General features: G+C 67.9%; 18 protein-coding genes and 2 pseudogenes. 10 read left to right on the plus strand and 10 right to left on the minus strand.

Translation table 11 applies throughout. The features are described 5' to 3' along the window. The first annotated feature begins 104 nt into the window (after positions 1-104). The 4 genes from ACQEXA_RS17090 to ACQEXA_RS17105 all read left to right on the plus strand — a co-directional run bounded on the left by ACQEXA_RS17090 (position 105) and on the right by ACQEXA_RS17105 (position 3,234). Entirely contained in the window at positions 105-1,454 is a 1,350-nt protein-coding gene (locus ACQEXA_RS17090) for an ISL3 family transposase (RefSeq protein ID WP_433130510.1), read from the plus strand. A 92-nt stretch (positions 1,455-1,546) separates the two neighbouring features. Beyond that, positions 1,547-1,729, plus strand: coding sequence for a hypothetical protein (locus tag ACQEXA_RS17095; protein WP_432933530.1), 183 nt, complete (start codon positions 1,547-1,549; stop codon positions 1,727-1,729). Continuing rightward, the gene (locus ACQEXA_RS17100; protein WP_433130512.1) at positions 1,726-2,280 is read left to right on the plus strand and encodes a hypothetical protein; all 555 of its coding nucleotides are present in this window, start codon (positions 1,726-1,728) and stop codon (positions 2,278-2,280) included. The genes ACQEXA_RS17095 and ACQEXA_RS17100 overlap by 4 nt, the downstream gene beginning before the upstream one ends. A gap of 72 nt (positions 2,281-2,352) precedes the next feature. Continuing rightward, on the plus strand, positions 2,353-3,234 hold the full coding sequence (locus ACQEXA_RS17105) for a hypothetical protein (RefSeq protein ID WP_433130514.1): 882 nt from the start codon (positions 2,353-2,355) through the stop codon (positions 3,232-3,234). 275 nt (positions 3,235-3,509) lie between these two features. Here the strand turns inward: ACQEXA_RS17105 and ACQEXA_RS17110 are convergent, their stop codons facing one another. After that, on the minus strand, positions 3,510-3,992 hold the full coding sequence (locus ACQEXA_RS17110) for a DUF6884 domain-containing protein (protein ID WP_433130516.1): 483 nt from the start codon (positions 3,990-3,992) through the stop codon (positions 3,510-3,512). Between ACQEXA_RS17110 and ACQEXA_RS17115 the strand changes: the two genes are divergently transcribed. Then, on the plus strand, positions 3,985-4,209 hold the full coding sequence (locus ACQEXA_RS17115; protein WP_433130518.1) for a hypothetical protein: 225 nt from the start codon (positions 3,985-3,987) through the stop codon (positions 4,207-4,209). The genes ACQEXA_RS17110 and ACQEXA_RS17115 overlap by 8 nt on opposite strands. Positions 4,210-4,229: 20 nt before the next feature. On the opposite strand, the gene ACQEXA_RS17120 is transcribed toward ACQEXA_RS17115, so the two are convergent. From ACQEXA_RS17120 to ACQEXA_RS17135, 4 genes are all read right to left on the minus strand, one after another. Then, entirely contained in the window at positions 4,230-5,612 is a 1,383-nt protein-coding gene (locus ACQEXA_RS17120) for an IS701 family transposase (protein ID WP_433130520.1), read from the minus strand. Positions 5,613-5,975: 363 nt separating this feature from the next. Then, positions 5,976-6,368 carry a hypothetical protein gene (locus tag ACQEXA_RS17125; RefSeq protein ID WP_432933522.1) on the minus strand — a complete coding sequence of 131 codons (393 nt, stop codon included), beginning with the start codon at positions 6,366-6,368 and terminating at the stop codon, positions 5,976-5,978. After that, on the minus strand, positions 6,361-6,543 hold the full coding sequence (locus ACQEXA_RS17130; RefSeq protein WP_432933521.1) for a hypothetical protein: 183 nt from the start codon (positions 6,541-6,543) through the stop codon (positions 6,361-6,363). The genes ACQEXA_RS17125 and ACQEXA_RS17130 overlap by 8 nt, the downstream gene beginning before the upstream one ends. 114 nt (positions 6,544-6,657) lie before the next feature. Beyond that, on the minus strand, positions 6,658-6,975 hold the full coding sequence (locus ACQEXA_RS17135; protein WP_432933519.1) for a hypothetical protein: 318 nt from the start codon (positions 6,973-6,975) through the stop codon (positions 6,658-6,660). A 371-nt stretch (positions 6,976-7,346) separates the two neighbouring features. Here ACQEXA_RS17135 and ACQEXA_RS17140 point away from each other — a divergent pair. The 3 genes and pseudogenes from ACQEXA_RS17140 to ACQEXA_RS17150 all read left to right on the plus strand — a co-directional run. Next, positions 7,347-8,612 (plus strand): annotated as a pseudogene (locus tag ACQEXA_RS17140) (MFS transporter); the annotation flags it as partial. A 121-nt stretch (positions 8,613-8,733) separates the two neighbouring features. Then, on the plus strand, positions 8,734-10,140 hold the full coding sequence (locus ACQEXA_RS17145) for an IS1380 family transposase (protein ID WP_433130522.1): 1,407 nt from the start codon (positions 8,734-8,736) through the stop codon (positions 10,138-10,140). 150 nt (positions 10,141-10,290) lie between these two features. After that, positions 10,291-10,473, plus strand: a pseudogene (locus ACQEXA_RS17150) (MFS transporter); the annotation flags it as partial. A gap of 401 nt (positions 10,474-10,874) precedes the next feature. Here ACQEXA_RS17150 and ACQEXA_RS17155 read toward each other — a convergent pair. From ACQEXA_RS17155 to ACQEXA_RS17165, 3 genes are all read right to left on the minus strand, one after another. Continuing rightward, complete coding sequence (locus ACQEXA_RS17155; RefSeq protein ID WP_432933517.1) at positions 10,875-11,780, minus strand: ADP-ribosylglycohydrolase family protein; 906 nt, start codon at positions 11,778-11,780, stop codon at positions 10,875-10,877. 12 nt (positions 11,781-11,792) lie between these two features. Further along, positions 11,793-12,452 (minus strand): histidine phosphatase family protein, encoded by a 660-nt coding sequence (locus tag ACQEXA_RS17160; RefSeq protein WP_432933515.1) that lies wholly within the window; start codon positions 12,450-12,452, stop codon positions 11,793-11,795. 149 nt (positions 12,453-12,601) lie between these two features. Further along, positions 12,602-13,207 (minus strand): YdbC family protein, encoded by a 606-nt coding sequence (locus tag ACQEXA_RS17165; RefSeq protein WP_359394484.1) that lies wholly within the window; start codon positions 13,205-13,207, stop codon positions 12,602-12,604. A gap of 150 nt (positions 13,208-13,357) precedes the next feature. Between ACQEXA_RS17165 and ACQEXA_RS17170 the strand changes: the two genes are divergently transcribed. Next, positions 13,358-13,891, plus strand: coding sequence for a TerD family protein (locus ACQEXA_RS17170; RefSeq protein WP_432933513.1), 534 nt, complete (start codon positions 13,358-13,360; stop codon positions 13,889-13,891). A gap of 434 nt (positions 13,892-14,325) precedes the next feature. Here ACQEXA_RS17170 and ACQEXA_RS17175 read toward each other — a convergent pair whose 3' ends face one another. Next, complete coding sequence (locus tag ACQEXA_RS17175) at positions 14,326-17,211, minus strand: vitamin B12-dependent ribonucleotide reductase (protein ID WP_432933501.1); 2,886 nt, start codon at positions 17,209-17,211, stop codon at positions 14,326-14,328. A gap of 146 nt (positions 17,212-17,357) precedes the next feature. Further along, on the minus strand, positions 17,358-17,918 hold the full coding sequence (gene nrdR / locus ACQEXA_RS17180) for a transcriptional regulator NrdR (protein WP_432933499.1): 561 nt from the start codon (positions 17,916-17,918) through the stop codon (positions 17,358-17,360). A 518-nt stretch (positions 17,919-18,436) separates the two neighbouring features. Between nrdR and lexA the strand changes: the two genes are divergently transcribed. After that, positions 18,437-19,216: a transcriptional repressor LexA gene (gene lexA, locus ACQEXA_RS17185; protein ID WP_359394473.1), complete on the plus strand. Its 780-nt coding sequence runs from the start codon at positions 18,437-18,439 to the stop codon at positions 19,214-19,216. The last annotated feature ends 22 nt before the right edge of the window (positions 19,217-19,238 follow it).

A 19,238-nucleotide genomic window follows, 5' to 3' on the forward strand; every position in this document is an offset into this window, starting at 1 on the left:
TCTGTGTGAGGTGGTTGGGGTGCGGGTGGCCCAGATGCAAGGAGCCCGCGGGCCTTCGTGATCATGGTTGTTGTCTAGGCAACCGATCATGAAACCCCACGGGCTTGAACATCGACGATACCGGGATCAACGAGGCGGCAACGCGACTTCTGGGGCTGGAGGGGGTGAGTGTGACGCAGGTCAAGGACGATGGGGCGGGCGGTTCGACGGTGTACGTGGTCACGAACGAGGACTCCGTCCGGGCCTGCCCCGCCTGCGGGGTCTTCGCCACCCGGCTGAAGGACTACCGCACCACCCGGCCCAGACACCTGCCCAGCGGTGGGCGCCCGGTGAGCATCCGATGGCGCAAGGCACGCTGGCACTGCACCGACCCCGCGTGCCCACGCGGCTCGTTCACCGAGGCGATACGCGCGGTGCCCGCGGGGATGCGCACCACCACCGCCCTGCGCCAGGCGGCGGGGGCCGCGGTCTGCGACGGCGGCCGCACCGTCGTGCAGGCCGGCCGCGACCTGCACCTGAGCTGGCCGATCGTGCAGCAATGCTTCGAGGACTACGCCGCCCAGGTCCTGCCCGAGACCCCGCCCGCGACCTCGGCGATAGGGATCGACGAGACCCGGCGGGGCAAGCCGGTGTGGAAGCAGAACCCGGCCACGGAGAAGTGGGAACTCGTCGCGGACGCCTGGCACATCGGTTTCGTCGACGCGATCGGCGGACAAGGGCTGTTCGGCCAGGTCGAGGGCCGTAACGCGGCCTCGGTCGCCGACTGGCTCACCGCCCAGCCCGCCTCCTGGCGCGAGCAGGTCCGCTACGTCGCCATCGACCTGTGCTCCACCTTCCGTGCCGCCGTCCAGCGTGCCCTGCCGCATGCGGCCGTGGTCGTCGACTGCTTCCACATCGTCCAACTCGCCCAGCGCCACCTCGCCGACCTGCGCCGCCGCCTCACCTGGAAGCAGCACGGCCGCCGAGCCCGCAAAGGCGACAGCATCTACACCGTCCGCAAACTCCTGCGCCGAAACAAAGAAGACCTCACCGAGGACCAACACACCCTCTTTAAGGTCGAGTTGGACCACATGGGCACCTACGGCCGACAGATCTACACCGCCTGGCAGGCCAAAGAACTCCTGCGCGACCTCCTGCACCTCGCCGTCAGCCGCGCCCACACCACCCCCGACCACTCCGCGATCTCCGCCGCCCGCCACCGCTTCCTCGCCCACGTCGCCGACCACGCCCACCTGCCCGAACTCGTCACCCTCGCCGAGACCATCGAGCAGTGGTGGGACGGCATCGAGACCTACCTGACCACTGGAATCACCAACGCCGCCTCCGAAGGCAACAACCGCCTCATCAAACTCGAAGCGCGTAACGCCTTCGGCTTCCGGAACCGAGCCAACCAACGACTCCGGTCACGCTGTGCAACCACACGCCGGAGCCGCCGGGAGGCGCACCCCCACTAAATTCGAAGACCCGCGAATGTCGCCGTCCACTCGTCCGCCTTCCAAGGCACCCGCGCCGAACGCGAGGCAGAAGGGCAGCGCTGACCGTGGCCATGTCCCGCATCCACTACCGGGGTTTCGCCGCCGCATTGCGCCGCGCCCTGCGCGAGCATCCCGAGGCCCAGGACGCCATCAAGGAACTCGCGGACGAAATGGCTCTCATCTTCGTCATGGACAACCGCCGATTCGACCGGACCCGCTTCTTCGACGCCGTCTTCCAGGAGGAGTCGCCGTGATTTTCTATTTCGCCGGCGCGGAAATCCCCTCCCACCGCCGCCTCCTCACGGACGAGAACGTGCCCCACGTCGGCATGAGCTACATGGAACTGCGCCGGCGGGTGAAATTCTCCAAGCCCTGGCTGATCAACGACCACTACACCCCCGACCAGTCGGTGATGCTGGACAGTGGCTGCCACACCCTCAACCGCACCGGCGTCGAGGTCACCCACGAGGAAATCCAGGACATCGCCGACCACTACGACGCCTTCGTGGAACAAAACCTCGACCGCGTCCAGGCGTACACCGAATTCGACGCCCTGCCCATGGGCCGCGACTGGATCGAAGACCGCCGCCAGCACCTCGACCCCGACAAGGCCATCGTCGTCTGGCACGAAGACTGGGGCATCGACGTCCTCAAGCAGATGGCCGACCAGTTCCCCTACATCGCCGTCGGACAGGCCACCTGCGGCGACCGCGACATCATCCCTCTGCTGCGCTCCATCAGCCGCAGCATCCGCCTGCACGGCATGGGCTTCTCCAGCCCCCCGCTCATGCTCTCCGCCAACTGATACTCCGTCTCCTCCACCACCTGGCTCTCCGCAGCCCAGCACGGCGAGACGTTCATCTGGACCGGCTCCGAGATGAAGCGCTACCCCACCCGCTACAAGACCCAGGCCCGCAAGCGCCACCGCACCCTCATCACCTCGGCCGGCTTCGACATCGACCGCATCGAAGCCGACGACGCCACCGAGAACCTCCGCCTGAGCCTGTGGTCCTGGCAGCACCAGATCGAACACATCTCACAGCGCCATGGAAACGCAGTAACTCCCACCCCCGAACAGACCACCGGCCCAAACGGGGAAAACCACCTCGCCACAGTTACGGCGATCCATTCACAACCGCAGAACGAACAGGCAACCCGGCCCCCCGCCGAACGGGTGAAAAAGCTCCTGCCCGGCATCGCCACCGAAGCCTTCACCCACCGCTACACCGACCCCGACACCGGGGAACGAAAAACCCGCACCGAGCACCGCATCAACGCCGTCGACCCCAACACCCGGGTCTGCGACGGCTGCTTCCTCGCCCAAAAATGCCCCGAGTACTCCCCCGGAGACTCGTGTGTCTACGAGATGCCAATCAAGGTCAAAACCAAGGAGCAGTACATTGCACTGCTCGACTCACTCATCACCATGCAGTCCATGCGCGTCTTCTCGATGCGCATGTCAGAAGAGGTCGAAGGCGGCTACGCCGACCCCAACCTCTCCAGCGAGATGGACCGGCTCGCCAAGTACGTGAAGCTCAAGGCGGACATCGAGGAGGCGGGCTTCACTTTCTCGATGAAGATGGACAGCCGCGGGCAAGGGGGCGCCGGCGAGGTCGGGCTCATCTCCCGCCTCTTCGGCCAACGCTCCGATGGGCCCCCCGCCCTCTCGCCGGCCGGGACAGTGTCAGCCCAAGACGCCCTCGGTCAGATGGGCATCATGGACGCCGAGATCGTCGAGGACCCTGCGCCGAGGGAGTAACCCCTTCCCGGCCCTCGACAACCCGATCCACCTCAACACATCACCCGGCCGGCGCGGACGCCGATGACGCCCCTTCGGCGGCCTCCCCAACCGGCTCACCATCCACATACCAAACGATGTCACCACGACGTCGGTCACAACCGCGCGCCATGGCGAACCGAAAAACGACATCAGGATCTCCATGACGCTCCTCTCAGACGCGACGAAGCCCCCGCTCCAGCCGGAACGAGGGCATGAAAAAACCCCGCGACCAGGCGGGGCCGAACAACAAACCGTCAGGCAGCCAAAGCCATCCGCAGGCGACGCGTCGCCGCCGCCTCCCACCACGCATCCACCAGGCCCGGCTTCTCCCGCACCCCCCGACACTGCGAGCGCTGGGCGAGAAGGTCACCCCTCAGCGGAGTGAAGGCGTGGGGAACCGACTCGGTGAACAGCGCCGCGTACTCCCGGCTGCCCAGGAAGATCACATCCGCGTCCTCCAGATCGAGCGACGCCGTATGGCGGGCCATCTGCTCCGACGTGACGGCCTTCGCATCGCCCAGCCTGACGTCATACGGCCCCAGCGGACGCTTCAACGACACCAGGCCGTACCGCGCCGACATGATCCACGTCAGATATGGATTGGTCAGAGCGCTCGCGGCCAGCCTCAGCGACCGGTGATACGGCCCGATGTACAACTGGCCCGCCGGTATCACGCCCCGGTAGCCATACCTCTCCCAGCTCGGCTCAGCCTTCTTGTCCCCACACTGGATGACCACGACCTTGCGCCGTCGACCCGGCACGCCGAACTGCCGCGCGTACGCCCGGCCCGCCGGCGTCAGCCACAACGAAGCACACGAATCCTCGTCGTACGCCCACGTCCTGTCGAAGAACGCACTCGGCCGCTCCACCCCAAACCCCGCCCGGTACAACGCAACCAGCGTCCGCTTGTTGAAGATCACCGACCTGGTACTCCAGTCGCACTTCGTGATCTGACGGGTGGTCGGGGCGTGGGTTCAGGCGAGGGCGGCGAGGCGTCGCTTGTAGTGGTGCCAGCGGGAGCGGGCTTGGTGGCGACGTCGCCAGGTGGACCATTGCAGGTGGAAGGCCATGCGGCGGGTCGCCAGGGCGGTGGGCAGGTCCCGCAGTAGAGCGGTGAACAGTTGGAACAGGCGGCGGGCCTCGGTGACGGTCAGGGCAATCTGACCGAAGTCCTCGGGCGGTTCGGCAGCTCCGTCGGTGGGCAGGACCGGGTCGGGATGGGTGCGTCGGTCCAGGCTGGCGATCACGGCGAGCAGGGCGAGCGCGGCCATCGCGAGCACCACGTGTCGGCGCCAGGAGCGGTAGCGGCGGGCCTGGGTGTGGTCCAGGCCGACGGCGTCCTTCCCGTTGGCGAAGTCCTCCTCCACCGCCCACCTGATCCCGGCGATCTTGACGAGGTCTGCCAGTGCCATGGACCGGCCCGGTGGCACGTAGGTGTAGAAGAAGGCCAGGTCGGTGGGGTCGGTGAGGGAGCGGCGGACCAGCAGATGGTGCCGGGGGCCGGCCGTGGCGACCAGCGCCCAGTCGTAGGCGCGTGGCCCCTTGGCGCCCTGTCCGCACGAGAGTCGGTTCCACGCTCGTTTGGGGACCTTCCATGCCGCGAGCAGGTCGGCCCGGATCGGCCCGGCTCCGGTGGGCACCTGGAAGTTGACGCCGACGGCGAAGACGTAGCCGATGGCCTGTTCCTCGAAGAAGCCGCGCAGCTTGGAGCTGCGGCCGTAGACCTCGTCGCCCGCCGCCCAGTCGACCTCGACGCCGACGGCGAGCGTGCGCCGGGCCTGCTCCAGGGCGATGGCGGTCTTGGTGCGGAAGGTGAAGTTCCTTCCCAGTCCGGCCTGTTCGCACCGGTCGGGGTCCTTGGCCCAGTGGTCTTGGACGTACAGGTCGCCGTCGATCAGGCAGTGCCCCAGGGCGCTAGCGTAGGTGCAGTACACGGCGACCACGGCGTTGCTGACCTGCCCGGTGGTGCCGGTGTACTGGCGTCCGACCCCGGCGGTGGCGGTGCCCTTCTTCTCCTGTCCGGTCTCATCGAAGACCAGCACTGCCCCGGGCGCGGCCAGGTGGCGTATGGCGAAGTCCCGCACCGCGTCGCGGGCGCCGTCCTCGTCCCAGGTGGCCTGGTAGAGCAGGCGCTGCATCCCGAACGCCCGCGTCTGCCCGGCGTGCTCGGCCACGGTCCAGCAGTTCTTGCGCGGCAGGTCGGCCAGAAGGCCGCGCATGTACGCGCAGGCGTGTGCCCGAGGCTCGCGGCGGGCGAACAGCGGGGCCAGCTCGGCGGAGAGCTCGTCGAACTTCTCCTGGAACAGCGAGGGATCTATGCTGACGGCAGAGGCCGCCTGATCTTCATGTTGCGTCACAACACCATGATCAACAGGTGGCCTCGCCCATGCCCCGGCGCCCCCACCCCGCCCGTCGCCCCGTCAGATCACGAAGTGCGACTGGAGTACTGGGCACGTGCCCATCCTCGATACCAGGGATCAGATGGTCGGGCCGCTGCGCCGCGACGAGCACGGCCTGGTGCTGCTGCTCAGGTAGCTGTCTGAATGTCTCTCCCACGGGGGCTCCTTTCGGGCATGAAAAAGGGCCCCAGCTTCAGATAGGAGCGGGGCCTATGAGGGGGCTGCGAACTCAGCCCTGTCGACTGGTCTCGGAAACGAAAGCGGCCCGACAGCCGGTGCATTGCCACCGACCCACGGGCCGCTCACGAACGGTAAGCCGGGTCATCTGAGGATGCCCTGGACCTTCTTCCGATCCGGCATGGTGACGACATTTGTCGTCCACACCTCCACCGAACCGCACTCACGGCACGGCCGGAACCAGACTTCCACCTGCTTTCCCTCGTCCATGAACACGCCCAGCACCAGCGAGGACCGTGCCCACACATGCGGCTCATGACAAGCAGACGGCCGGCCGGCCGCCGTAATCCGAGCCTGTTTCAACTCGGCGTAGGCAGCATGCGCCGCCTCCATGCGCACTTTCGTGCGCTCGATGTCGGGGGCACGGTCTTCGAGCGCCGTCAGATACGACGCCACAGCCTCCGCTAGCGCGTCAGAAACCAGCAGCGTGAAACTCGGCAAGTTCCACTGCGGTGTTTCGGACGCCTCCTCACTCACCCGACCCCTCCAACTGACGCTCCCGGCGGTCCGCCTCTTCGCGCAACACCCCTGCACGCGTTTCGGGATCGTAAATGCTCTCCCCCGGCTCGCGGAGGATCTCGGTAGCCCGATCTCGCAGCCAGGCGATCTTGGCACGCACTGAGTCCTCAAGGAACTTGTTGACGTCCGCCATCTCATTCTCCATTAATTGCGACGACTGCCCACAGAGTAAGGGCAGTCACAGACAGGAGCCCCCACTTCCGGAGGGAAGCAGGGGCCCAACCTTTTCGACCGCTCCACCACCGGGCTAGAAGCGGGACTTCCTCTGTTCGAGGTAGTCGGCGCAGCCGACGACCCAACTGTGCTTGTCGTACGTGCCGGCCTGGTCGTCGCCTTTGGTCGCTTCCCGCCACCAGGTGTCGTTGCACTGGGCCTCGGTGGTCTTCCGGTCCTCGTCGCTCTTCGGCAGGTATGCATCCCCGAAGGAGTGGTATCCCGCTTTGTAGCTCCGTCCGTCCAGACCCGATCGGTCGCCATTGGAACTGTGTAAGACAATGGAGACGACCACCGCCACGGCGATCAGAGCCAGCAGAATGCCTGCTAGTCGCTTCTCTAGACGAGTCAAGTCGTCCACCTCCTAGGGGTCCTCCCCCCACTCGTTTGGCCGGTAATAGACACCAAAAAACCCCTGAAACGCCCGCAGCGCGTAAATGCGCGAATGCTTCACGGGCATACCACGCCCGCCCTCAAAATTCCTCGAACAGGCACTCGGCGCACGCAGTTCGACGCTCACTGCACCGCACCGTCACACGCGGCGCCGGCCGCCCCCCGCCGGAGTACGCCCGGCGGCCTGGAGCTGGCTGGGCGGGCGTGTGCCCGATGGGTCAGGCAGCTGCTCGGCCGGTTGCGAAGGGTGGGGTCTCCTCGCTGGAGACTCGTTCGGCCTGGTCAGGGCCGCCGAACTGAATTCGGAACTTGATGATTCGTGACCTTGGAGTCCCTGACGCGACGATTGTGAACATCGCGCTCCCGCACATTCAAGACGCATTGCAGTTCAGCACGACCGACCTGACATGGGTGGTCAGCGCGTACACGCTGACCTTCGGCGGACTGCTGCTGCTCGGAGGCCGGGCCGGTGACATCCTCGGCCGGCGCAGGGTGTTCATGACGGGCATCCTGCTGTTCACGTTCGCCTCGCTGCTCGGCGGACTCGCCCAGGAACTGTGGCAGTTGCTCGCCGCGCGCGCTCTGCAGGGCGTCGGCGGCGCCATCGCGTCGCCCACCTCGCTGGCTCTCATCACCACCACTTTCCCAGAAGGCCCGGCGCGGAACCGGGCCTTCGCCGTCTTCGCCGCGGTCTCGGCCGGCGGCGGCGCGATCGGCCTGCTGGCCGGCGGCATGCTCACGGAGTGGCTCGACTGGCGCTGGGTCCTCTTCGTCAACGTGCCCATCGGTCTGCTGATCGCCGCGCTCACCCCGATGTACATCAACGAGTCGCAACGCCATCCGGGACGCTTCGACATCGCCGGCGCGCTCACCTCGACGGCCGGTATGGCGTCGCTGGTGTACGGCTTCATCCGCGCATCCGAGGAGGGCTGGCGGGACAACCTCACGATCGGGTCCTTCGGTGCGGCCGCGGTGCTGCTGCTGGCGTTCGCCCTGATCGAGATACGGGCCAAGGAGCCGATCACCCCGCTGAGGATGTTCGCCGAACGCAACCGCTCGGGCACGTACGTGATCATGCTCAGCCTCGCAGCGGCGATGTTCGGCATGTTCTTCTACATCGTGCTGTTCGTGCAGAACGTACTGGGTTACTCGCCCATCTCTGCCGGTAGTGCCTTCCTGCCGGTGACGGTGGCGATCGTGATCGGCGCGGGCCTGTCCCAGCGGTTCCTGCCGGTGCTCGGCCCGAAGCCGTTCATGCTGGTCGGCGCGACGCTCGTCGCGCTCGGTCTCGGCTGGCTGACGTTCATCAGCCCCGACAGCTCGTACGTCTCCGGCGTGCTCGGCCCGATGCTGCTGTTCGGCTTCGGCATGGGCCTGAACTTCGTGACGCTGACAGTGACCGCGGTGTCGGGCGTCGCCCAGCACGAGGCAGGCGCGGCCTCCGGACTGCTCAACGCCATGCAGCAGGTGGGTGGTTCGCTCGGACTGTCCATCCTGACCACGGTGTTCGGCACCGCCAGCCAGAACGAGGCGGAGAAGCAGATACCGAAGTTCATGGCGAACGGGGCGCCCGAGCAGAAGGCGGAGTTCGCTAAGCCTCGATCCACCGGGCAATAGCCGGTCCAGGGCTTGGACATGAAGACGCGGATGCCCTCTGAGCTGGAACGATGGGACTTCCTAGGGTTCCATGTCCACAGAATCGGAGTGCATCCGCGAGATGCAATCTTCCCATGCCACTTCGGCGGTGTCCGCCGCGTTCGATGAGGCGAATCTGGTCGCGTATGCCGGGCTGGTCCCGGTGATGCGGTTGGCTGAGCGGTGCGGGCTTGCCCGTCTGACGGCGGACAAGGTGAAGCTGAGGGGGGCGAAGAACGGGGCGGGTGCCGCGGCGGACGCCAAGGTCACCAGCATCGTGGCCGGCATGGCCGCGGGCGCGGACAGCATCGACGACCTGGACGTGCTGCGGCACGGTGCGATGCCCCTGCTGTTCGCAGGTATCCGTGCCCCGTCCACTCTGGGCACGTTCCTGCGCTCGTTCACCCACGGTCATGCCCTCCAACTCCACGCGGTGCACCGCCAGTTCCTGGCCGCGCTGGCCGCGAACACCCCGCTGCTGCCCGGCGCGGGCGAGAAGGCGTTCATCGATGTCGACTCCACTCACAAACGCGTCTACGGTCGCACCAAGCAGGGTGGCGAGTACGGCCGGTTCAAGGGCATCCGCACCCTGCACCCCCTGCTCGCCACGATCTGCACCCCCACCTCCCGGCCGGTGATCGCCACCGTGCGGATGCGCCGCGGCAAAGCGGCCGACTCCCGCGGCGCCCCGAAACTCGTCAGCGAGGCACTGGCCACCGCCCGTGAGGCCGGCTGCACCGGCCTGCGCATCCTGCGCGCCGACTCGCAGTTCTACAACGCCGGTGTCATCGCCGCCTGCCGCCGGGCCGGCGCCCGCTTCTCCCTCACCTGCGGCATGAACCCCTCCATCAAACGGGCCATCGCCGCCATCGACGACACCGCCTGGCAGCAGATCACCTACCCCACCGCCGTGCCCGACCCGGAGAGCGGCGAGCTCATCTCGGACGCCGAAGTCGCCGAGATACCCGCCTACACCGCGTTCGCCGGCCGGAAGAAAGCAGATCGGGTCACCGCCCGCCTCATCGTGCGCCGGGTCCGCGACCTGGCCAAACCCGCCACCAACGCCGAGCAGGGCGAACTCTTCCCCGCCTGGCGCTACCACCCGTTCTTCACCGACAACCCCGCCCCCACCCTCCAGGCCGAGCGGGAACACCGCCACCACGCCGTCGTCGAGCAGGTCATCGCCGACAGCAAGAACTCCGCACTGGCCCACCTGCCGTCCGGGCACTTCCACGCCAACGCCGCCTGGCTCACCCTGTGGGCCATGGCCTACAACCTGCTGCGGGCCACCGGCGCCCTGACCTCCGCCTTCCACGCCAAAGCCACCACCGCCACCCTGCGCGCCCACCTCGTCCACGTCCCCGCCAGGATCGCCCGCTCCGCCCGCCGCCTCACACTGCACCTACCGCAGCGATGGCCCTGGCAGCACGCCTGGACACGACTGTTCGACACCGTCCACCCGCCACCCGAGGCGGCCCGACGTCACTGACCATCCCGCCCCGCCAGGGGCCCGACCGGAGCAGAACCGTGGAAACGCTGGGCAGACCAGCAAATACCCCCTGCCCACGTCCAGTCACAGCCCCAACGCCCGACCCTCGAAACCTCAAAAGACCCCTTCAAAGCCGACCGGTGGATCGAGGCTAAGACGCACCTGCTGCCGGCCCCCTGGGGACACGAGGTACTCGCCCACGGCATCTCGACGGCGTTCATCCCGGCCGCCGCGATGGCGGTACTGGCTCTGATCACGGCCACCGTGGTCATCCGGGTACGCAAAAGCGACCTGGAGGCCCTGGCCGGCGCGGCGGGACCCGCCGGGGGCTGAGCGATCCCTTCGCTCCTGCCCCCGCTCCGCGCGGACCGAGGACAGGAGCCCACGACGCCGGAAGCGGCGCCCGGGCGAGGACGGCCGGGGCGCCGCTTCGGCCGTCCACGCCCGCGGCCTGGGGCCGGTTCGTGGACGCCTTCCCAGGGCAATCGCCCGGGACTGACCGGGCCTATCCAGGACGACTGCCCGGCTCCGGTTCGGACCTTGCCGCGCCGCCCACCCGGGCCAAGTCGTGCCTTCCCCCACAACGGCCACCCGGGCCCGGTCGCACCTTCCCAGGACGAGGGCTCGGCACCCGGTACGGGTTTCCCACTGCGGGGGCGTCTCCAGGACAGAACAGCAGGCGGTTTCACCCCGAGCCCGTGCGGGATACGGCGTCCGGACTCAACCCCGATCGTCTACGCCGACGGGGGCATCCAGGCCGGCAGCCGCTCCGTGCGCCGCAGCCACTCCGCGGGCGGCGCTCCCGCCTTCCCGGCGGCGAGCACTCCCCCGACGATGGCGCAGGTCGTGTCCACATCCCCGCCCACCTGCGCGGTCGTCCAGAACGCCTGCTCGTAGTCGCCGAGGGCGCGCGCGGCTGACCACAGCGCGAACGGCACCGTGTCATGCGCCGTCGTACGCCGCCCACAGCCGAGCACGGCCGCCACGGTGGCCGCGTCGTCGTAGTCGAACATGTCGCGGGCGCGCCGCAGACCCATACCGACGGCGCTCTTCGGTACGAGCGCGATCACCCCGTCGAGGAAGGCCTCCGGGCTCGGCGGCCCCGCAGGGTCCGCGGCCAGGGCGGCTGCCGCCGCGACGGCCATGGCGCCGACCACGGCTTCGCGGTGCTGATGCGTGGGGTAGGCCGAGATCTCCGCCTGATGGGTGGCCTGCTCGGGGTCGTCCGCGTACCAGGCCCCCAGGGGTGCCGTCCGCACCGCGGCACCGCTGCCCCACGAGCCATGCCCCCTGAACAGCGCGGCGGCCAGCTCGCGCCAGTCACCGCCGGCACCGACCTGCTCAAGGATCCGGTCGATCGGTGGTTCGTGCCTTCTGGCCGCGTCGTGGTGCTCCGCCAAGGATTGCGCCAGGGCGTCCTGGTCGACGCGGCGATGCGTGGCCACCACGGACACCACGGAGCAGGCCATCTCCGTGTCGTCCGTCCACTGCCAGGGGCCCGGCGGCAGCTCGCGGCGCTTGAGCAGCGCGTAGTGCCCGGGGATGTAGAACTGTGCGCCCAGCGCGTCCCCCACCGCCAGCCCGCGCAGGGCGGCCAGAGCGCGTTCCCGGCGCCCGTGGAATGAGGAGTCAGCGATCATGGCATTACTACTCTATCCGGTGATCCAGTACGGCAGCGGCTCCCGCCAGCGCTCGAACGGGCGATCAAGCCAGTATTTGCCGTCCTCTCCGAGGAGGAGCATGCGCGTCTCGCCGTTCTCCGGATTGGACAGTGATTCGAATTCGGCGACCGTCCAGTGGAACCAGCGCATGCAGAACAGACGCATGGCGAGGCCATGGGTCACCAGCAGAACATTGGGCGGGTGATCCGGCGCCTCGAAGCTCCGGAACAGGCTCTCCAGGAAGCCGCCGACCCGGTCGTACACGTCGGCGCCGGACTCACCCTGGGCGAAGCGGTAGAAGAAGTGACCGTAGGCGTCCCGGTACGCCTTCTGAAGCCGCACGTCGTCGCGGTCCTGCCAGTTTCCCCAGTCCTGCTCCCGCAGCCGGGGCTCCTCGCGAACCCGGACGTGTTCCGGGTCCAGATGGAAGGCGCGGAGGGTCTCGTGGGTGCGGCGGTACGGGGAGACGTACACGCTGACGCGCTCCGTGCCGAACAGCTCCCGCAGTCGCTTTCCCGTCTCCTCCGCCTGCTGCCATCCCTTCTCGGTGAGCGGCAGTGAGTGGTCGGGCTCGCGTTCGTACACGGAGTCATCGGCATTGCCCACCGACTCGCCGTGTCGGACAAGGACGATGCGCCGTGGTCGTGCCATGCCAAAACCCTAGATCGAGTGACGGCCGAAGTGGCACCCGAGGGGCCCCTCTACGGCATAGGTCACATTCGGCCGGCGCTCATCTGCACGGTCCAGTTCTCAAACTCGCAGGATTCGCCCCGGCGCCCGCACGTGCCGGCACCACGGGTTCACACGGTCCACGTCGGCTCGAGGTCCACGATGTCACCCGTGAGGGCTGCCACATCGGCCTCGGTCTGCGCCCTGAGCGCCAGACGTTCCACCCGCTCCTCGCGGTACTTGCCGTGCTCGGCGGCCGACTGCCACATGGACAGGATCAGGAACTCACGGCCCGGTGCCTCGCCGAACAGCCCGCGGATCATGCCCGGTGAGCCGGCCATCGCCGGATTCCAGACCTTCTCCTGCATCAGTGCGAAGTGCTCGGCCCGCTCCTCGTGCACCCTGCAGTGCGCGACCCGCACCAGGTCGGCGTCGCTGAAGCGGGGCTCGAACCCGGTCTTCACGTCGAAGCGGTAGTCGAACAGTCTGACCTGCTGGTCCTTGAACGTGCCGGACTGCGCGGCGGCCAGCCGGTCGTGCGAGCGCGCCATGAAGGAGTCGTAGAAGGCACGGCTCTCCCAGAACGCGAAGATGTGCGCCACGCCGGGCCTGCCCCGACTCCAGCCTCCGCCCTGTCCCCGGAAGCCCGGCTCCCCCGGAAGCCCCGCCCACTTTCGCTGCCCCCGCTCGAAACCGCGGCGGTCGACCACGGTGCAGCGAATCCACTTGACCAGCACCGCGCCATCGTAAGGCCACGGTGCGTGGCGTCGGTCGCTCTCCGGCGGAGTGCACCCGGGCGAGCGCCCGATGTACGAGGCACAATGGACAACTGACCCTCAGTGCACGGCAATTCACGCCGAGGGCGCCGACAACGGGAGGGACGGGTGATGAGCGGCCTCAACAAGGGCATCCGTAAGGCCGAGTTGGCGGTGAAGTGGGACCCGAGTCCGCCGGGACAGCCGCCCACCGACCTGGACATCGTGGCCACGACCTATTCTGCGTCCGACCCGTACGGGGATCCCGCGTACGTCGTGCACTTCGGCAGCCGCGCCCCCGACGGCACGATCTACCTCAACCGGGACAGCCTCGACGGCAAGGGCTTCGGCTGGGACGAGGTCATGACCCTGGAGCTCTACCGGCTCGACGGCCGGTACGCGCGCGTGGTGGCCGGCGTGGTCATACAGCAGCAGTTGGGCCGCAGGACGTTCGTCGGCGTACTGAACCCGGCGCTGCGCCTGCGTGAGGGCTACACCGTCCTGACCGAGGACGACTTCGGCGGCGTACTGGGCGCGACGGCGGCCACAGTGGCCGAGTTCGTCCGCGACGCCTCCGGTGAGTGGACCTTCCACCCGGGCATCCACGGCTACGACACGGACCCGGCAGGCTTCGCCCGCGTGATGGGCAGCCCGCGCGATTCCTGAGCACCGTCCCACGAGAGAGCACAGACCGCGAAGGGCGGCACGAACCACCGGTCGTGCCGCCCTTCGAAATCCCGCAAGCAAGTGACGGGGCGCGAGCGCTTCAAGTGGCCGACCGCTTCCGCTGCCAGTGGCCGACCGGTTCTGCTGTCAGACGTGGCTGACACGATGCTTCGCATAGCACTCGTACACCCGCTCGACGGCGTGGACTCCCACCCCTGGTCCTCCTTCTCCACGCCTACGGCAGCGCGGAGGACCTCCCCCGGTGCCGGACGGCAACGGGTCGCATCCCCATGACGCATGGCCCACGCAGTTGTCCCCTCGAAGCACCAGGGCTTCGAGGGGACAACTGTCCGGTCACCTTGCCATCAGCCGGTGCATCACCTGAGGTTCACGCCGACGGATGACCGGGGGGCACGACAAGGCCGGTCGTTCATTCAGCTGCAGCCGCTCGTAGAACCGCAGCCCTCGCAGATGTAGCAGGAGCCCGCCCGCTGCATCTTCGTGCCGCAGGAGAAGCACAGCGGGGCGTCCGCCTGGATGCCCAGCTGCATCTCCACCAGTTCGGCGCTGGTGTGCGCCTGCTGCGGGGCCGGCTTGGCCGTGGCGGCCTCCGCCTTCGGTGTGGCGACCGCCTTCAACTCCTGGGTGCGCGGGGCCGACTGGGCCAGGCCCTCGACGTCGACCTCGTCGTCGGCGGGCTCGTAGGAGCCGGTCTCCAGGTGGCGCTGACGCTCCTCGGCGGAGTGGATGCCGAGCGCGGAGCGCGTCTCGAAGGGCAGGAAGTCCAGCGCGAGGCGGCGGAAGATGTAGTCGACGATCGACTGCGCCATCCGCACGTCCGGGTCGTCCGTCATACCGGCCGGCTCGAAGCGCATGTTGGTGAACTTCGAGACGTAGGTCTCCAGAGGCACGCCGTACTGCAGACCCACCGAGACGGCGATGGAGAAGGCGTCCATCATGCCCGCGAGGGTCGAGCCCTGCTTGGACATCTTCAGGAAGACCTCGCCGAGACCGTCGTCCGGGTAGGAATTGGCGGTCATGTAGCCCTCGGCACCGCCGACGGTGAAGGACGTGGTGATGCCGGGACGGCCCTTCGGGAGGCGCTTGCGGACCGGGCGGTACTCGACGACCTTCTCGACCTTGGCCTCGGCGGCGGGCGCCTCGGCCTTCTCCGGGGCCGGCTCCTTCTTCTTGGCGGAGAGCGGCTGGCCGACCTTGCAGTTGTCGCGGTAGATCGCGAGCGCCTTGATGCCCAGCTTCCAGGCCTCGAAGTAGATCTCCTCGACCTCCTCGACGGTCGCCGTCTCTGGCATGTTGACCGTCTTGGAGATGGCGCCGGAGATCCACGGCTGGATCGCGGCCATCATGCGGACGTGGCCCATCGGGGAGATGGCGCGCTCGCCCATGGCGCAGTCGAAGACCTCGTAGTGCTCGTGCTTGAGGCCCGGCGCGTCGATTACATTGCCGTGCTCGGCGATGTGGGCGACGATCGCCTCGATCTGCTCCTCCTGGTAGCCGAGGCGGCGCAGCGCCTGCGGCACGGTGCCGTTGACGATCTGCATCGAGCCGCCGCCGACCAGCTTCTTGAACTTGACCAGCGCCAGGTCGGGCTCGACACCGGTGGTGTCGCAGGACATCGCGAGACCGATGGTGCCGGTCGGCGCGAGGACGGACGCCTGGGAGTTGCGGAAGCCGTTCTTCTCACCGAGGCGGAGCACGTCCTGCCAGGCCTCCGTGGCGGCGGCCCACACCGGGGTGTCGAGGTCGTCCATGCGGACGGCTTCGGCGTTGGCGTCCGAGTGCTGCTTCATGACGCGCAGGTGCGGCTGCTCGTTGCGGGCGTAGCCGTCGTACGGGCCGACGACCGCGGCCAGCTCGGCGGAACGCTTGTACGCCGTGCCGGTCATCAGGGAGGTGATGGCACCGGCCAGGGCGCGGCCGCCGTCGGAGTCGTAGGCGTGGCCGGTCGCCATCAGAAGGGCGCCGAGGTTGGCGTAGCCGATACCGAGCTGGCGGAAGGCGCGGGTGTTCTCGCCGATCTTCTGGGTCGGGAAGTCCGCGAAGCAGATCGAGATGTCCATCGCGGTGATGACCAGCTCGACGACCTTGGCGAAGCGCTCGACCTCGAAGGACTGGTGGCCTTTGCCGTTGTCCTTCAGGAACTTCATCAGGTTCAGCGAGGCGAGGTTGCAGGACGTGTTGTCCAGGTGCATGTACTCGCTGCAGGGGTTCGAGCCGTTGATACGGCCGGACTCCGGACACGTGTGCCAGTGGTTGATCGTGTCGTCGTACTGGATGCCGGGGTCGGCGCAGGCCCAGGCGGCCTCGGCCATCTTGCGGAAGAGGGCCTTGGCGTCGACCTCCTCGATGACCTCGCCGGTCATACGGGCACGCAGGCCGAACTTCCCGCTGGTCTCGACGGCCTTCATGAAGGTGTCGTTGACGCGGACCGAGTTGTTGGCGTTCTGGTACTGCACGGAGGTGATGTCGTCACCGCCGAGGTCCATGTCGAAGCCCGCGTCGCGCAGGGCGCGGATCTTCTCCTCTTCCTTCACCTTGGTCTCGATGAAGTCCTCGACGTCCGGGTGGTCGACGTCCAGGATGACCATCTTGGCGGCGCGGCGGGTGGCACCGCCCGACTTGATCGTTCCTGCGGAGGCGTCGGCACCGCGCATGAAGGAGACCGGACCGGAGGCGTTGCCGCCCGAGGAGAGCAGTTCCTTGGAGGAGCGGATGCGGGACAGGTTCAGGCCGGCGCCGGAGCCGCCCTTGAAGATCATGCCCTCTTCCTTGTACCAGTCGAGGATCGACTCCATGGAGTCGTCGACGGACAGGATGAAGCAGGCGGAGACCTGCTGGGGCTGCGGGGTGCCCACGTTGAACCAGACAGGGCTGTTGAAGCTGAAGATCTGGTGCAGGAGGGCGTAGGCCAACTCGTGCTCGAAGATCTCCGCGTCGGCGGGCGAGGAGAAGTACTTGTAGTCCTCACCGGCCTTCCGGTACGTCTTCACGATGCGGTCGATCAGCTGCTTCAGGCTGGTCTCGCGCTGCGGGGTGCCGACGGCACCGCGGAAGTACTTGCTGGTGACGATGTTGACCGCGTTCACCGACCAGAACTCGGGGAACTCGACGCCACGCTGCTCGAAGTTGACCGAGCCGTCGCGCCAGTTGGTCATGACGACGTCACGGCGCGCCCACTCGACCTCGTCGTACGGGTGCACCCCGGGGGTCGTGTGAATGCGCTCGATACGCAGCCCCTTGGTGGCCTTGGCGCCCTTCGCTCGGGAACCTCGCGCCGGACCGCTCGCCGTCTCTGTCATGCCGCCTCCCTATATCAGGCAAAAACGCCCTGACGTGCCCTTTTCTTCCCAGGCACGGTTTATGTCTACGTGTCACGCGCGTCATGAGGGGGCACGTGACGGGTCTGTGTGTGCCGCCGGCGGAGCCGGTCCCCCCGGCCCCCCGATCAGTCGGCGGCGGCGGGCACGGGGACGTCGGCCGTCGCTCCGGACCCGCGGTCGGTTCCCTGGCGCTCCGCGACAGCGTTCCCGTGGTCGCCGTCGACCCCGGTGGCGCGCCCGCGCTGCTGCTCCCTGAGTTCCGCGATCGCGGCCTCGAAGTCCTCCAGCGAGTCGAACGCCCGGTAGACGGACGCGAACCGCAAGAAGGCCACAAGGTCGAGTTCCTGCAAGGGGCCGAGTATGGCCAGGCCCACGTCGTGGGTGGTCAGCTCGGCACTTCCGGTGGCCCGCACCGCCTCCTCGACCCGCTGGCCGAGCTGGGCGAGTGCGTCCTCGGTGACCGGCCGCCCCTGGCATGCCTTGCGCACACCGTTGATGATCTTGGTGCGGCTGAAGGGCTCGGTGACTCCGGACCGCTTGACCACCATGAGAGAGCACGTCTCCACGGTGGTGAAACGACGGGAGCAGTCCGGGCACTGGCGGCGCCTGCGAATGGACGTGCCGTCATCGGTCGTACGACTGTCGACGACGCGGCTGTCGGGGTGCCTGCAGAAGGGGCAGTGCATGGCTCCATCCCTCCTTTTCAGCATGACTCATTGGCCTCTCGGGCCCCATGGGCCTCTCGAAGCAGCCCCAAGCATAGGCGATCACCCGAGCCATGGAGACCGGGGGGACCACAACTTGTGGGCTACGACTGCAATCCAACCACTACATCTAGCGATTGGCTCGTACATTCGGCGACGACACGCAGATCGAGCGTGATTGGCACATGCCGCACGGCCATACCGAAACGAGCCATGCGCGGATACGGTGGACACGGCATGGAGATGGGAGTCGGTTCCCCATCTCCGGGACACCGGATGGCAGACTGGGCGCCGGCTACGGCGGCTCACAAGGCGATCTTCCCGGCGCTGCACAGTACGGCCAGGAGCAGATTCCCCCACCCGGGGGCGACGTCGGCCGTACACCCGGACACCTGATCGCGTCAGGTAATTCGTGGTTTTTCACTCGAACGTGTGTTTGGCGCAACCTTTCGAAAGCAACTACCGTTGTGCTGCACGGGAGACCATCGAGAGGGGCCGACGTGACCACCACCGCAGACAGCGCCACCATCACTGCCCAGGACCGCTCCCAGGGCCGACTCGAGCCGGTGCATGCCATGAACGAAGCCACGAACCCCGAGGGGGCCAAGAGGTCCCTGCCCGGTCGGCCTCCAGGCATCCGGGCGGACAGCTCAGGGCTGACCGACCGGCAGCGCAGGGTGATCGAAGTCATCCGGGACTCGGTGCAGCGGCGCGGCTACCCGCCGTCCATGCGTGAGATCGGCCAGGCCGTGGGCCTCTCCAGCACCTCCTCGGTGGCACACCAGCTGATGGCTCTGGAGCGCAAGGGCTTCCTGCGCCGCGACCCGCACCGCCCGCGCGCGTATGAGGTGCGCGGATCGGACCAGCCGGCCTCCGTCCAGCCCACGGACACCGCGGGCAAGCCCGCCGCGTCGTACGTCCCGCTCGTCGGCCGCATCGCCGCCGGTGGCCCCATCCTCGCCGAGGAGTCGGTGGAGGACGTCTTCCCGCTGCCTCGGCAGCTCGTCGGCGACGGTGAGCTGTTCGTCCTGAAGGTCGTCGGCGACTCCATGATCGAAGCGGCCATCTGCGACGGCGACTGGGTCACGGTCCGCCGTCAGCCCGTCGCCGAGAACGGCGACATCGTGGCCGCCATGCTCGACGGCGAGGCCACCGTCAAGCGCTTCAAGCGCGAGGACGGCCATGTGTGGCTGCTGCCGCACAACTCCGCGTACCAGCCGATCCCCGGTGACGAGGCGACGATCCTCGGCAAGGTGGTGGCGGTGCTGCGGCGCGTGTGACTCCGCCGCGGCGGGCGGATGT

The organism is Streptomyces sp. CA-106110, assembly GCF_050936285.1.
In the GTDB taxonomy this organism is placed as follows: Bacteria; Actinomycetota; Actinomycetes; order Streptomycetales; family Streptomycetaceae; genus Streptomyces.

What these genes read in the sequence shown, in the direction of transcription:
- ACQEXA_RS17095 (WP_432933530.1), top strand. Translation starts at nt 1,547, where the DNA reads ATGTCCCGCATCCACTACCGGGGTTTCGCCGCCGCATTGCGCCGCGCC.
- ACQEXA_RS17105 (WP_433130514.1), top strand. Translation starts at nt 2,353, where the DNA reads ATGAAGCGCTACCCCACCCGCTACAAGACCCAGGCCCGCAAGCGCCAC.
- ACQEXA_RS17115 (WP_433130518.1), top strand. Translation starts at nt 3,985, where the DNA reads ATGACCACGACCTTGCGCCGTCGACCCGGCACGCCGAACTGCCGCGCG.
- ACQEXA_RS17130 (WP_432933521.1), bottom strand. Translation starts at nt 6,543, where the DNA reads ATGGCGGACGTCAACAAGTTCCTTGAGGACTCAGTGCGTGCCAAGATC.
- ACQEXA_RS17145 (WP_433130522.1), top strand. Translation starts at nt 8,734, where the DNA reads ATGCAATCTTCCCATGCCACTTCGGCGGTGTCCGCCGCGTTCGATGAG.
- ACQEXA_RS17155 (WP_432933517.1), bottom strand. Translation starts at nt 11,780, where the DNA reads ATGATCGCTGACTCCTCATTCCACGGGCGCCGGGAACGCGCTCTGGCC.
- ACQEXA_RS17160 (WP_432933515.1), bottom strand. Translation starts at nt 12,452, where the DNA reads ATGGCACGACCACGGCGCATCGTCCTTGTCCGACACGGCGAGTCGGTG.
- ACQEXA_RS17170 (WP_432933513.1), top strand. Translation starts at nt 13,358, where the DNA reads ATGAGCGGCCTCAACAAGGGCATCCGTAAGGCCGAGTTGGCGGTGAAG.
- ACQEXA_RS17175 (WP_432933501.1), bottom strand. Translation starts at nt 17,211, where the DNA reads ATGACAGAGACGGCGAGCGGTCCGGCGCGAGGTTCCCGAGCGAAGGGC.
- nrdR (WP_432933499.1), bottom strand. Translation starts at nt 17,918, where the DNA reads ATGCACTGCCCCTTCTGCAGGCACCCCGACAGCCGCGTCGTCGACAGT.